The sequence below is a fragment of the Loktanella agnita genome (assembly GCF_046640325.1).
Lineage (GTDB): Bacteria > Pseudomonadota > Alphaproteobacteria > Rhodobacterales > Rhodobacteraceae > Yoonia > Yoonia agnita.
On the sequence record NZ_JBJMBF010000013.1, the window covers coordinates 1 to 12,915 of the forward strand.

At 54.9% G+C, this 12,915-nt stretch carries 15 protein-coding genes; 13 read left to right on the plus strand and 2 right to left on the minus strand.

Going from position 1 to position 12,915, the window contains the following annotated elements:
* The coding region (locus tag ACJ5NV_RS14640; protein WP_459167125.1) for a DUF411 domain-containing protein at positions 1 to 201 on the minus strand (201 nt) is incomplete at its 3' end.
* Between the two features lie 138 nt (positions 202 to 339).
* Between ACJ5NV_RS14640 and ACJ5NV_RS14645 the strand changes: the two genes are divergently transcribed.
* From ACJ5NV_RS14645 to ACJ5NV_RS14685, 9 genes are all read left to right on the plus strand, one after another.
* On the plus strand, positions 340 to 1,059 hold the full coding sequence (locus ACJ5NV_RS14645; RefSeq protein ID WP_411645040.1) for a response regulator: 720 nt from the start codon (positions 340 to 342) through the stop codon (positions 1,057 to 1,059).
* Complete coding sequence (locus ACJ5NV_RS14650; RefSeq protein ID WP_411644868.1) at positions 1,059 to 2,516, plus strand: ATP-binding protein; 1,458 nt, start codon at positions 1,059 to 1,061, stop codon at positions 2,514 to 2,516. The genes ACJ5NV_RS14645 and ACJ5NV_RS14650 overlap by 1 nt, the downstream gene beginning before the upstream one ends.
* Positions 2,517 to 2,673: 157 nt before the next feature.
* Positions 2,674 to 3,243: a L,D-transpeptidase gene (locus tag ACJ5NV_RS14655; protein WP_411644870.1), complete on the plus strand. Its 570-nt coding sequence runs from the start codon at positions 2,674 to 2,676 to the stop codon at positions 3,241 to 3,243.
* On the plus strand, positions 3,243 to 3,701 hold the full coding sequence (locus ACJ5NV_RS14660) for a c-type cytochrome (protein WP_411644872.1): 459 nt from the start codon (positions 3,243 to 3,245) through the stop codon (positions 3,699 to 3,701). Before ACJ5NV_RS14655 ends, ACJ5NV_RS14660 begins: the two co-directional genes overlap by 1 nt.
* Before the next feature lie 14 nt (positions 3,702 to 3,715).
* Entirely contained in the window at positions 3,716 to 4,300 is a 585-nt protein-coding gene (locus tag ACJ5NV_RS14665; RefSeq protein ID WP_411644876.1) for a c-type cytochrome, read from the plus strand.
* A gap of 39 nt (positions 4,301 to 4,339) precedes the next feature.
* Complete coding sequence (locus tag ACJ5NV_RS14670; protein ID WP_459167126.1) at positions 4,340 to 5,194, plus strand: c-type cytochrome; 855 nt, start codon at positions 4,340 to 4,342, stop codon at positions 5,192 to 5,194.
* A 14-nt stretch (positions 5,195 to 5,208) separates the two neighbouring features.
* On the plus strand, positions 5,209 to 6,597 hold the full coding sequence (locus ACJ5NV_RS14675) for a multicopper oxidase family protein (protein ID WP_411644880.1): 1,389 nt from the start codon (positions 5,209 to 5,211) through the stop codon (positions 6,595 to 6,597).
* Positions 6,594 to 7,079, plus strand: a complete 486-nt coding sequence (locus tag ACJ5NV_RS14680; RefSeq protein ID WP_411644882.1) for a c-type cytochrome — start codon at positions 6,594 to 6,596, stop codon at positions 7,077 to 7,079. Before ACJ5NV_RS14675 ends, ACJ5NV_RS14680 begins: the two co-directional genes overlap by 4 nt.
* Before the next feature lie 2 nt (positions 7,080 to 7,081).
* A complete protein-coding gene (locus ACJ5NV_RS14685) occupies positions 7,082 to 7,801 on the plus strand; it encodes a DsbA family protein (RefSeq protein WP_411644884.1) in 720 nt (239 codons plus the stop codon).
* Here ACJ5NV_RS14685 and ACJ5NV_RS14690 read toward each other — a convergent pair.
* Complete coding sequence (locus tag ACJ5NV_RS14690) at positions 7,798 to 7,992, minus strand: heavy-metal-associated domain-containing protein (RefSeq protein WP_411644885.1); 195 nt, start codon at positions 7,990 to 7,992, stop codon at positions 7,798 to 7,800. The genes ACJ5NV_RS14685 and ACJ5NV_RS14690 overlap by 4 nt on opposite strands.
* Positions 7,993 to 8,148: 156 nt before the next feature.
* Between ACJ5NV_RS14690 and ACJ5NV_RS14695 the strand changes: the two genes are divergently transcribed.
* From ACJ5NV_RS14695 to ACJ5NV_RS14710, 4 genes are all read left to right on the plus strand, one after another.
* Positions 8,149 to 10,659 carry a heavy metal translocating P-type ATPase gene (locus ACJ5NV_RS14695; RefSeq protein ID WP_411644887.1) on the plus strand — a complete coding sequence of 837 codons (2,511 nt, stop codon included), beginning with the start codon at positions 8,149 to 8,151 and terminating at the stop codon, positions 10,657 to 10,659.
* Between the two features lie 9 nt (positions 10,660 to 10,668).
* Positions 10,669 to 11,058 (plus strand): Cu(I)-responsive transcriptional regulator, encoded by a 390-nt coding sequence (cueR, locus tag ACJ5NV_RS14700; RefSeq protein WP_411644888.1) that lies wholly within the window; start codon positions 10,669 to 10,671, stop codon positions 11,056 to 11,058.
* A gap of 105 nt (positions 11,059 to 11,163) precedes the next feature.
* Positions 11,164 to 12,126, plus strand: coding sequence for a DUF305 domain-containing protein (locus tag ACJ5NV_RS14705; RefSeq protein WP_411644890.1), 963 nt, complete (start codon positions 11,164 to 11,166; stop codon positions 12,124 to 12,126).
* A 12-nt stretch (positions 12,127 to 12,138) separates the two neighbouring features.
* On the plus strand, positions 12,139 to 12,906 hold the full coding sequence (locus ACJ5NV_RS14710) for a MauE/DoxX family redox-associated membrane protein (RefSeq protein WP_411644892.1): 768 nt from the start codon (positions 12,139 to 12,141) through the stop codon (positions 12,904 to 12,906).
* Positions 12,907 to 12,915 lie beyond the last annotated feature (9 nt).

Consider the following 12,915-nt stretch of genomic DNA (forward strand, 5'->3'; position numbering starts at 1 on the left):
ATCCTTCATGGCCCAAAGAACCTCTTGATCGACATCTTCAACTTCGACGGCAAAACCGGCACTTATCATCCGCTCGACCCATGCTGTGCAGCAGCCACAGGTTGGCGTCTTGGCGACCTGCATGACGGGTGCTGTCTGCGCGATTGCGGGACCCGCGATGAGCAGGCCTGCCGCGCTTGCAATGAAATGCCGTCTGTTCATGGTGTCATCCTCTGTTCATTTGGACATAGGTAGTTTTTGCAGCACAGGAAGTCGAGCGGCGAGCAACCAGCGATCTTGTTACATTTGGCTACAAACATGGGACGGGCATTTCTGTTCCAAAATGGTTATATGAAAGCCATGAGCAATATGCCCCACATCCTTGTGGTTGATGACCACTTAGAAATTCGAAAGTCTGTTTCCCGCTATCTTGAGCGCAACGGAATGCGCACCTCTGTGGCCGAAGATACAGCGAAGATGGATTTAAAGCTAGCCGAGTCGAAATTCGATCTCATCGTCTTGGATGTCATGATGCCTGGAGAGGACGGGTTAAGTGCCTGCAAGCGGCTTCACCAAACGTCGAAAACCCCTATCCTGATGCTGACGGCGATGGGGGATGATGATCATCGCATTGCTGGGCTGGATGGTGGCGCTGATGATTATCTGGCAAAACCCTTCAACCCCAAAGAATTGCTCGCCCGTATCAATGCCATATTGCGACGCACGCAACAGATCCCAGAAATAGAGACCTTTTCAGGAAAGATGCTTCGCTTTGCCCATCTGAAGTTAGACTATGATGGTCGCACCCTTTTTAATCAAGAAGGCAACAGGACCATGCTAACGGCGAGTGAGCTCAAATTGCTCACGATACTTTTGGAAAGACCGCGTGCCGTGTTCAGTCGCGACCAACTTCTTGAACTTAGCGCGGGCAGGGTGGCGGGCCCTCTGGATCGAACAATTGACAATCAGGTCAGTCGCTTGCGGCGGAAAATCGAACAGGATGTCTTGCGTCCCCGCGTCATCGCAACAGTCAGAAACCGCGGCTACAGCCTCACAGCTGATGTTGAGGTCATCGCGTGATGCGCCCGGCTTGGCGGCTACGCACACAAATTGCGTTGTTGGTCTTGGGTGTGCTGTTTGTTGCCCAAGCGCTCAGTCTTTGGTTCTTTGTGGATGAGCGATCACTGGCCGTGCAGGCCGCGATTGGTGCGGAGGCGGCCGGCCGCGCTGCCAATGTTGCGCAGCTGGTCGAAGGCGCACCTGATGATCTGCATGCGCAGATCATTCAGGCCGCGACATCACCATTAGTACGGTTTGATCTATCGGATGCACCCTCCGTCGCGCATGGCAATCACGACGACGGTGGCGCGGTTGAGGCTCGGGTACGCGCTCTCTTGGGAGACAGCTACAGCCGCGATATTCGGGTTGAGGTTCATGAAATTGAACAAGGATTGTTGCCGCTACCGAACCTGTCGCCAGAGATGGCGGAAATGCACGCAGAGATGATGCAGGGCAGTTTAGCTGCGATAGAAATGGAGCTATCCATCGCTCTGGCAGGTGGTGATTGGCTGAATGTCGGGACACGGTTTGAGCGACCGCCATTGCAGTGGTCAACGGCGTCCAATGTGTCATTTGTGTTGACAGCGACGCTTTTGCTGCTTGCCAGCTTCTGGTTCCTGCTCACGCGGTTGACCGGCCCGCTGAATACCTTGGCTGACGCCTCAGAGCGGTTGGGGCGTGGGGCCAGTGAAGGACCGCTGCCCGTCGTCGGCCCGAAAGAAGTCGAAGATCTGACCCGGGCTTTCAATACGATGCAGGATCGGCTGACCCGATTTGTGTCAGACCGCACGCAAATGCTGGCTGCACTCGCCCATGATCTGCGATCGCCGCTCACGGCCCTGAGAGTGCGCGCTGAGATGGTGGATGACGATGAAACGCGGGCGTCTCTTGTGGCATCCGGTGAAGAGATGCAGCAAATGGTGGATGCCACGTTGGATTTCGCAAAGGGCGTTGGACAGCATGAGGAGGTCTGCCCAACAGATATTCTCGAGTTGTTGTCTGGTTTGGAAACAGATGGCCTATCGCTCCTTTCCGGCCAGCCGTTGATCGTACCTGCCAAGCCAGGCACGATGCGCCGCGCCCTGCGGAACCTGATCGAGAATGCGATCCGGTATGGGAAGGAAGCACAGGTCTCATGGCAAGCCATCGATGGGCATGCCGAAATCCACATCGACGATCAAGGTCCAGGCATCCCGGAGCGCGACTTGGAAGCGGTGTTTGGTCCATATGTCAGGCTCGAGACATCGCGATCACGTGACACCGGCGGTCATGGGCTGGGATTGTCGATCGCAAGAAGCATCATCCTTGAACATGGGGGGGGTGTTAGGCTCTCGAACCTCCCCGAAGGTGGGCTCCGTGCCACGGTGCGACTTCCGTTTGAACGCAACGCAAAGCCTGCTGAGGCGTCAGATGACATTCTTGTTGAAACCAAGCCAAACAAGACCAAAAGGCGCCACTTTGGTATGCCTGCCCAGTAGCTCAAGAGCAAAGCTGTTGCCGATGTCCCGGGCAATCCCTGCGCCAATGTCCGACCGACGTTACATATCAATACAAAAAACCAACGCGCCGACTATTCATGAAACACGGCTGGGCCGTTAGAACTTGCGGAAAGCAATTAAATGAGAGGCAAGTTAGATGACCAAGAAAATGCAATTTCTATCGCGCCGGACCTTTGTTTCAGGTCTTGGCGTAACAGCCTTGGCGGCCCCTACGGTGTTGACTGCACAGGCGCTGGAAAGTGTCTCGCGCAATGTCGCAGCGTTTAAACCGCACGACTGGCAGGATCACTTTGACGCTATCGGTCAAGGCATCCTTCTGGCTGATACTGGGTCGCGCTTTTTGCAGCATTGGACGGCCGATGGCGAGATGCGAATCTATCCGACATCTGTCCCGCTCTCAGAGGATCTGACGCGTACAGGATATACGGAAGTTATTGATAAGAAAGTCGCGCCAGGTTGGGGGCCGACGCCAGCTATGCGCGAACGGAACCCAGAATGGCCCGCCTATATCCAGGGTGGTGATCCACGCAATCCATTGGGGTCACATGCCCTCTATCTGTCCTGGCAGTATTACCGAATTCATGGCACGCAGGATACGCGCAAGATCGGAAGAAGATCGTCGAACGGTTGCATCGGTCTCTACAATGAACAGATCGAAGAGGTGTTCGGTCGCACACCTATCGGAACACAGGTGAAGCTTCTTTAATGGATAAATCTGCTCTATTCATCGTTGGCTTCTTCGTGATCGGTGGTGCGGGATTTGTCTGGCAGCAGATGCAGCCAGCACAGCCCGTCAATGGCCATTCCATGACGCCAGCAAATCTGTCCGGCCTTGAGGTTGGTGATCCGATTGTTGAAGTGGTGGTGCCGTCTGAATTGTCAGCCAATGCGCAATTCGGCGAACAGGTGTTTAACGTTGCTTGCGCCGAATGCCACGGGACGAATGCGGCAGGTCAAAACGGGATCGCGCCACCATTGGTTCATATCACCTATGAACCGGGGCATCATGGTGATGGGGCTTTCCTGAGTGCAGCGCGGAACGGCGTGACGGCGCACCATTGGAGATTTGGCAATATGCCAGCCGTCGAAGGCTTGACAGACGGTGATGTGAAAATGGTTGTGGCCTACATTCGTGAGCTCCAGAGAGCCAACGGAATATTTTGAAAAGGGATCCAAAGATGCGGAAGAGACTGGTTATCTTAACGACAGCAGGCCTGATTGCCGGTGCTGCAGCCTTGGCACACTCCGGGGCCACTGGCGTCGTCAAAGAGCGCATGGACGGGATGGTTGCCTTAGGCAATGTCGTCAAGGAACTAACACCGATGATGCGGGGTCAGACGCCTTACGACGCTGACAGCGTACGTGCAGGTGCAGACGTGATGATTGAGCATGCCGGTGAACAAATGACCCGTCTTTTCCCCGAAGGATCAGATGGTATGCCATCACAGGCGCTCCCGACAGTCTGGGAAGATTGGGAAGAGTTTACTGCGCTCGCTGAGCAGTTGGCATTGCGCGCGGAGGGGCTGAAACTGAGTGCGGATGTAGGCCTTGCTGCCAGTCAGCAGAATGACGGCGCATCCATGATGGGCGGTGGTGGTATGATGGGTTCGACCGCAGCGCCGTCAATGGGTGGCGGTATGATGGAAACCAGTGACATCATGACAGTTGATATGTTCGCGACCATGCCAACGGATATGGCTTTTGCTGCCGTTGCGCAGTCATGTTCTGCTTGTCACCAAAAATTCCGCGCCGAGGACGAATAGGGCGTGGGTTTGTTTCGGTGGATTGTTGGAACGGGCTTAATGGCTGGCATAGGGACTGCGGCAGCGACATTTGTTTGGCCAATCGGCACAGAAGTTGAAGAGATAACTCTTGAAGGTGATGTTAACCGGGGGGCCTATCTGGCCCGCGCCAGCGGGTGCATCGCATGTCACACGAACGCTGAAGAGGGTAGTGCACCTTTGGCCGGAGGCGCGCCTCTCAAGACAGATTTTGGTACCTTCTACCCGCCTAATCTTACCACTGACCCAGAATATGGTATGGGCAGCTGGACGGTTGAAGACTTTGCCCGCGCAGTCCGTCAAGGGATTTCGCCAGATGGCAAACCTTACTATCCTACTTTCACCTATCCCTTCTATGCGAACTTCTCAGATCAGGACATCGCTGATCTTTGGGCGGCTTTTCAGACGGTGCCGCCAGTTGACGAAGCTGCCCCGGAGCACGATGTTTCGTTCCCGTTTGATCAGCGATGGGGTCTGAAGCTCTGGCGCGCTGCTTTTCTGAACATTCCGAACACCGACCCTGAACCGGGAAGGAACGATGCATGGAACCGTGGCAAAGAGCTTGTCAACGGGGCGACGCATTGCTCCGCCTGTCACACGCCAAGAAATGTCGTGGGCGCGCGGATCATCGCAGAGCGGTTTTCTGGCAATGCGGATTTGCCGGTTGGTGGCAAAGCGCCTTCGATCTTGTCAGCCGACCTTCTGGCAGAAGGGTGGACTGCCGATGATCTGGCCTATGCGCTGCGGTCGGGCATTACCCCGTCAGGAGATGTATTCGGCGGGTCAATGGCTGAAGTCGTTCAATTTGGAACGCGGTTTTTGACCGATGATGATTTAAACGCGATGGCGACCTACATCATGGATAGCGACACCTAGGAAGGTTTTTACCTATGCGCAGCCTTAACCGCCGCCAATTCATTGCGTCAGCAACTGCACTCGCAACCCTCCCCAGTTCACGTGTTTTTGCCGATGCAGACGCTGACCTCTTGTCTGCACAAGAGGTCAGCGTACAACTCCTGCCAGCCGACTATGGTCCCACAACGCTGTGGGGGTTTAACGGAAACGCCCCCGGCGCGGAAATAAGGGTGCCGCAAGGTGCCCGGATCAAACGCACCTTGCGCAATGCGCTGACACAGCCAACATCTGTCCACTGGCACGGTATTCGAGTCGACAATGCCATGGATGGCGTCTCTGGCCTGACCCAAAGTGCCGTTCAGCCCGGCGCGGAATTCGACTACGACTTTGTCGCGCCAGACGCTGGGACTTTTTGGTATCACGCCCATAACATGTCCACCCAACAGGTTGCTCGGGGTCTATATGGCCCGCTGATCGTTGAAGAGGCGGATAAGCCCGACATCGACCGCGAAGAGGTATTGGTTTTGGATGATTGGTTGGTCAACCCTGATACCGCGCAGCTAGACAATGATTTCGAGGCAGCGCACGCACTTAGCCACGCAGGACGGATTGGGAACTTCATCACAACCAACGCGGCTTACAACCTGTCGCTTAAGACGCGTAAGAATGAGCGTATGCGCTTGCGCTTGATCAATGCGTCGAACGCCCGGATTTTCCCGCTACAACTCCAAGGTCTCGATGGCTGGATAGTTGCCTTGGATGGTATGCCATTGGCAGTTCCACAAAAAGTGACGGAAGCGATTGTTCTAGGGCCTGCACAGCGTGTAGACCTAATCGTCGATGTAACAGCGGATGCGGGCGAAACTGCGCATCTTGTCCATCTCGGACAACAAGAGGCATTCAGTCAGGTTGCATTTCCAGTCGGCAGCGGCGGGGCAACCACCAGACGGGCTGACCCTGCGGCACTGCCGCCAAATCGCGCCACACCTGTGGACCTTGGGCAGGCAACCGCACTGACATTGAATATGGAAGGTGGTGCGATGGGAGGATTGCGGACTGCCTCCTTGGGCGGTGAAGAAAAAACCATGCGTGAGATCGTCGATGCCGGTCGGTTCTGGGCGTTCAATGGCGCCGCTGACGGTATGGATGGTCCGCCTCTCGCGCGGGTCGGTCTTGGCGAGCATGTGCGTGTGGCCATTCGCAATGACACTGCGTTTCCCCATGCAATGCACCTGCACGGGATGCATTTCCATGAAATCGCCGAAGACGGGTCACTTGGGCCCCTTCGCGATACGACGCTTCTTGAGAGAAATACATCTCGCGAGATTGGCTTTGTCGCGGATAATCCCGGAGAGTGGCTCTTGCATTGCCATATGCTGTCACATGCTGCGTCCGGGATGATGACGCGGATTGTCGTGGCATGACGCGTCGCATCCTGCTTTTGGGGCTTGGTCTTCTGACCATCGCAGCCGGAACGGCTGTCGTTCTGGCGCAGGCAGATGAAACAGGAGGCCCGACGACAACTGACTTTCCTGTCGATATCGTCGCCGGAGCAGAGCTTTACGGGCAATATTGCGCATCCTGCCATGGTGCAAATCTGGAAGGTCAGGAAAACTGGCGCAGTCCCGGTGCGGACGGTCGCTTGCCAGCGCCCCCGCATGATGAAACGGGTCACACTTGGCATCATGCCGATAGCCTTCTGTTTACCTATACAAAACTTGGCGGCCAAGCGACTTTGGCCGCACAAGGTATGGACTTTGACAGTGGAATGCCCGGGTTTGGCGAACAACTCAGCGACGCAGAGATCTGGAACACCCTTTCCTACATCAAATCCACATGGCCGGAGCGTATGCGCGAAACGCAGGCCGAGCGCACAGCTGCAGACCTAGCGGCACAAGGAGAATAGCAATGAAGAATATACTGATCAGTACAGCCATGTTGATCATACCATTCACGGCTGCGGCCGATGAATTGACCGAAGACAGGATCAAAGAGCTTGTTTTGGAAGCCATTCGCGAGAATCCTGGCATTGTCTTTGAGGCCGCGCAGCTCTTCGAAGAGCAGCAACAGGCCAACCAAGCACTGGCCGCCGCTCAGGTTCTGGCCTCTGAGAGAGATGCGCTGGAACGCGATCCAAATGCACCTGTTCTTGGGAACCCTGACGGTGATGTCACGGTTGTCGAGTTCTTTGACTACAATTGCCCATACTGTCGGCGGGTAAAGCCGCATATGGAAGCCTTACTTGCTGCAGATCCGAACGTGCGTGTGGTCTATCGTGAGTGGCCAATTTTGGGCGAGGGGTCGGTATTTGCGGCTCGGGCCGCTTTGGCATCGCGCAATCAGGGCAAATATGATGAATTTCACTGGGCGATGATGGGGTTGAATGGTCGCGCGGAAGAAGCAACTGTCATCAGCGCCGCTGAAAAAATTGGTCTCAATATTGCGCAGCTGCGCCGGGATATGAATGCGCCAGAGATAGACGAGCATATTCAGACATCAATGCGTTTGAGCCGTGCAATTGGATTTAGTGGAACACCCTCTTTCGTGATTGGCGATAGCTTGGCGCCGGGTCTCATTGATGCCGAACAGATGATCAGCCTTGTCAATCAGGCCCGCGCGAACAACTAAGCGGCAGAGGCTGCATAGCCAGTATCGGCAATGGCTTGTTGAATGTCGGTTTGCGCAAGGTCGCTTTGAACAGTGACCAGGCGCAGATCAAGGTCGGTGGTAACAATTGCCGATGGATCTTTGGCTTTGATGCCTTTCTCAATGGCAGAGGTGCAGTGGCTGCAGCTCATCGTTGGTACGCTGAATATCATGTCGCTCTCCGTTCATGTGTTTGGCCTAAGTTGCGGCTTCCAGCGGGTGGAGGGTCAACCCGAAAATTGCCAAATTATAAAAAGTTCAACTTAGGTCTTGAGCTTCCAGTTGCTGGAAGCCCTATCTCTATTCCAAGAGATCATTGGAGCTGCGTGATGACCGAACCAAAAACCGTCAATTTGTCTGTCGAAGGCATGAGTTGTGCATCCTGTGTCGGGAGGGTCGAGCAAGGTTTAAACGATGTGGATGGCGTGACCAACGCAACCGTCAATCTTGCGGCGGAGTCGGCGAGGTTCACAATCTCCGGGCCTGCTGGCCTGAAGGCGGCCGTCGATGTTCTGACCGATCTTGGATATCCTGCCCGGACGTCGCGCGTTACATTGAACATCGTGTCAATGACCTGTGCGTCTTGTGTCGGTCGTGTGGAGAAAGCGCTTCTTGGAACATCAGGCGTGGTTGAGGCCTCGGTCAATCTCGCTGCGGAAAATGCGACGATCGTCTACGTCACGGGAGCCACAACTGCCGAACAGCTTGTCGCTGTCAGCACAGGTGCGGGCTATCCAGCTGAAATCGCATTGGCGGACGCACAGGTTTCGCGTTCAGAACGCAAGGCCGATGAAGCTAAGGCACTGCTGAACCGCGTTGTCTTTGCAGCCGTTCTAACCGTGCCGGTATTCATTCTGGAAATGGGTGCGCATACAATCCCCGGTTTTCATGATCTTGTCGCACGCACGATCGGCATGCAGACGTCGTGGCTCATTCAATTTGTTCTTGCCACGATTGTTCTTTTTGGCCCGGGGTGGGGGTTCTTCGCCAAGGGTATTCCTGCCTTGTTGCGGCGTGCGCCTGATATGAACAGTCTGGTCGCCTTGGGAACAGGCGCGGCATGGACCTATTCGGTTGTCGCAACCTTTCTGCCCCAACTTGTGCCAGATGACGTACGGGCGGTCTATTTTGAAGCCGCAGCCGTAATTGTCGTGCTTATCCTGCTCGGGCGTTGGCTTGAGGCGCGCGCCAAGGGGAGAACTGGCGCCGCGATTCAAGCGCTATTGGGTTTGCAGCCTAAGACGGCACGCGTTTTGCGCGACGGCCAGACTGTTGAAGTTGACATCGACGCGCTTCGGACTGGCGATCTTGTTCTTGTGCGTCCAGGCGAACGGATCCCTGTTGATGGGGCCGTCACCGATGGCGCAAGTAACGTCGATGAAAGCATGATTACGGGTGAGCCGCTTCCCGTACCAAAAACCGCTGATGATCTTGTCACCGGCGGCACCGTGAATGGCACTGGCAGCCTGACCTTCGCGGCAACACGGGTTGGCGCAGACACGACGCTTGCGCAGATCATTCGCATGGTCGAAGAAGCGCAAGGGGCAAAGCTGCCAATTCAGGGTTTGGTTGATCGTGTCACCATGTGGTTTGTGCCTGCCGTACTGGCGCTTGCGATACTGACCGTTCTTGTCTGGCTTCTGGTTGGACCGGAACCCGCCTTGACCTTTGCCTTGGTTGCGGGCGTTTCAGTCCTGATTATCGCATGTCCTTGCGCCATGGGTTTGGCGACACCTACCTCAATCATGGTCGGCACTGGTCGCGCTGCCGAAATGGGTGTCCTATTCCGCAAAGGCGATGCACTGCAGCACCTGAACGAAGTTGAGGTCATCGCGCTCGACAAGACAGGAACGGTGACAGAGGGTCGGCCAACACTCACAGATCTGATCACGGCAGAAGGGTTTGAGCGCTCCAAAACGCTCGCTCTTATCGCCGCCGTTGAAGCACAGTCGGAACATCCGGTAGCAGAGGCGATTGTGCGCTCAGCCCTTGAGGAAGGCGTGAAATTGCTGGATGCGACTGAGTTCAGGTCTGTCACTGGCTACGGCGTGGAAGCCGTTGTTGCCGGTCAAAAGGTGCTTGTCGGTGCAGACCGTTTCATGACGCTGAACAACATCGACACCTCTGCACTCGAAGAGAAAGAACGCATATTGGCAGAGCAAGGCCGTACCGCGCTCTACGCGACCATTGATGGGGTGCTTGCTGCGGTGATTGCTGTCGCAGATCCAGTGAAGGCATCCAGTGCAAGTGTCATCGCGGCGCTCCATGACCGCGGGCTGAAGGTCGCCATGATCACTGGTGATAAGCAAGCGACGGCGGAAGCCATCGGGCGTGAAGTGGGCATAGATGAGGTGATTGCCGGCGTATTGCCTGATGGAAAGGTCGCAGCACTTGATGCGTTGCGGCACGGCGGACGTAAGGTCGCCTTTGTTGGTGATGGCATTAACGATGCACCGGCACTTGCACATGCCGACGTCGGGATTGCCATAGGCACTGGAACTGACGTCGCCATCGAAAGCGCTGACGTCGTGTTGATGTCTGGCGACCTGCGGGGTGTGATCAATGCAGCCGAGGTCTCTCAGGCAACAATGCGGAACATCTATCAGAACCTCGTTTGGGCATTTGGATATAATGTCGCCTTGATACCAGTCGCTGCGGGCGTGCTGTACCCGGCTTTTGGATTGCTCCTTTCGCCGGTCTTCGCTGCGGGCGCTATGGCACTTTCCTCTGTCTCGGTTTTGACCAACGCGCTTCGCTTGCGCCGCATCGAAGCCAAGATGCCCGAGGTAGGGCCACCTCCGGCGACCTCACACCAATTGATAACGCAACCTGCAGAATAGGAGTTCACAATGAACATCGGAGAAGTATCTGAACGCTCGGGATTGCCACCAAAGACAATCCGTTATTACGAGGATATCAAGCTTGTCCGCCCAATGCGGAGCGACAACGGATACCGCAGTTTCCGCGAAAGCGACATTCACAAACTCGCATTCCTGGGGCGCGCGCGGGCGTTGGGGTTTTCAATCGAAGACTGCCGTACGCTGATGGACCTTTACGAAGATGAGACCCGAGAGAGCGCTCAAGTGAAAGCTGTCGCCAAGGAGCATTTGTCTCAAATCGACAACAAAATTGCACAATTAAAATCAATGCGGGAGACCTTGTCGCATCTTGTCGAGGCCTGCCAAGGTGATCATCGCCCAGATTGCCCAATCTTAAGAGATCTGTCGAAAGGCATCTGACACTAGGTCGCTGTCTTATGCATTGCATCGCTCAAATTATTCTTTGGGAACCCTCCAGCGCGGGAAAGTTGTTTTGTGTCAAGTTACGCTTGATGGAGACAACACATGAACGACTTCTTGAACCAAGACTCATCCGCCACGTCTCAAGGTGGCACTCACGCCGGCAGACAACAGAACACCGATCATTCGGACACCCATTCAGGAACTTCCTATGGTCGGTTCTTTGCGATGGTTGGGACCTCGACTGCGTTGATGTTCGGCCTGATGTACATCAACTCGTACTCACTTGAGCATCTCTACTGGAGCGAAACGCGCTTCTATATGACCTTCATTATGGGTGCGACGATGGCCGTCGTCATGCTTCTGTTCATGCTGAACATGTACAAAAGCAAAACGGTGAATATCGCCATTGTTGGCGGCTCAGCACTTATTTTTGCAGGTGCTCTTTGGCTGGCACGGAGCCAAGAGACCATTCAAGATCGAAGCTGGATGAGTGCGATGATCCCTCATCACTCAATTGCCATCATGACAAGTGAAAGGGCCGAAACAACCGACCCCCGTGTGAGAAAACTGGCAACCGACATCGTGACGGCTCAGAACCGTGAAATATCTGAAATGCGTTATCTTATTGACGATATTGAACGCAATGGTGAAGCAGGACCCGAGTGGCCCTTGGGTGAGGCTGAGGGCCCAGCTCAGTTGGAAAACCTGCAAGACGCGATTGCAACTCCAGTCGTCGCAGGGATCCGTCCGGCTCCACTTGCGAACGATGAGATCAATACTGCGCTTGGAGCGGCCAGCGACTGCACGTTTATTCGCGCGGTGAATGCAAATCCGATCTTGGCGACAGACGGTGCGGGTAACGCCGTAGCGAAAATCTCGGGATCACTCGTCACCTTTGTTGCTACTAGCCCGGTTACGACCGGCGGCGTGCTCGCCACTGATGGGGGTCAAATGACCATCACACCTGGTAATGCGAACGGTGAGGATGCAACGCTGCTGTTTGAACTCACAGGTGAACAACCTCTGGCGGTTGGATTCACCGGCTACTGGAATTGCGGGAACTAAGAGGAGAGCGATATGCCTAAAGATGTAAACACAACAGGCAAACAGGCCGTACTTTACCGGATGGTGATGGAAGGTCATATTTGTCCTTATGGATTGAAATCCAAAGACCTTCTTGAGCGACGAGGGTTCCGCGTGGACGACCAGCATCTAACATCACGTGAGGAAACCGATGCGTTCAAGAAGGAACATGACGTTGAAACGACGCCTCAGACCTTTATCGATGGAAATCGCATTGGTGGATACGACGCCCTAAGAGAGCTTTTTGGCGACGATGTTCCCGATGAAGACGCGACCAGCTATCAGCCAGTCATTGCGATTTTTTCTGTGGCGTTTCTCATGGCGCTTGGCCTGAGCTGGAGCGCTTACGGCTCCGGCTTTACACTCAGAGCCTTTGAGTGGTTCATCGCGATATCTATGTGTTTTCTCGCTGTTCAGAAACTGCAGGACATCGAAAGTTTTTCGACCATGTTTCTCAACTATGACCTGCTCGCGCAGAAGTGGGTCAGATACGGCTATGTCTATCCATTCGGTGAAGCTACAGCGGGCATTTTAATGGTTGCCGGGGCGCTTGTCTGGATCAGCGCACCCATTGCGCTTGTGATCGGTACGATCGGAGCGCTTTCAGTCTTCAAAGCGGTCTACATCGACAGGCGCGAATTAAAGTGTGCGTGCGTGGGTGGCAGTTCGAACGTCCCGCTCGGGTTTGTATCATTAACCGAGAACTTAATGATGATCTTTATGGGGCTGTGGATGCCTGCGCGTGCCTTGGGGCTTTTTTAGCTCCAAAGT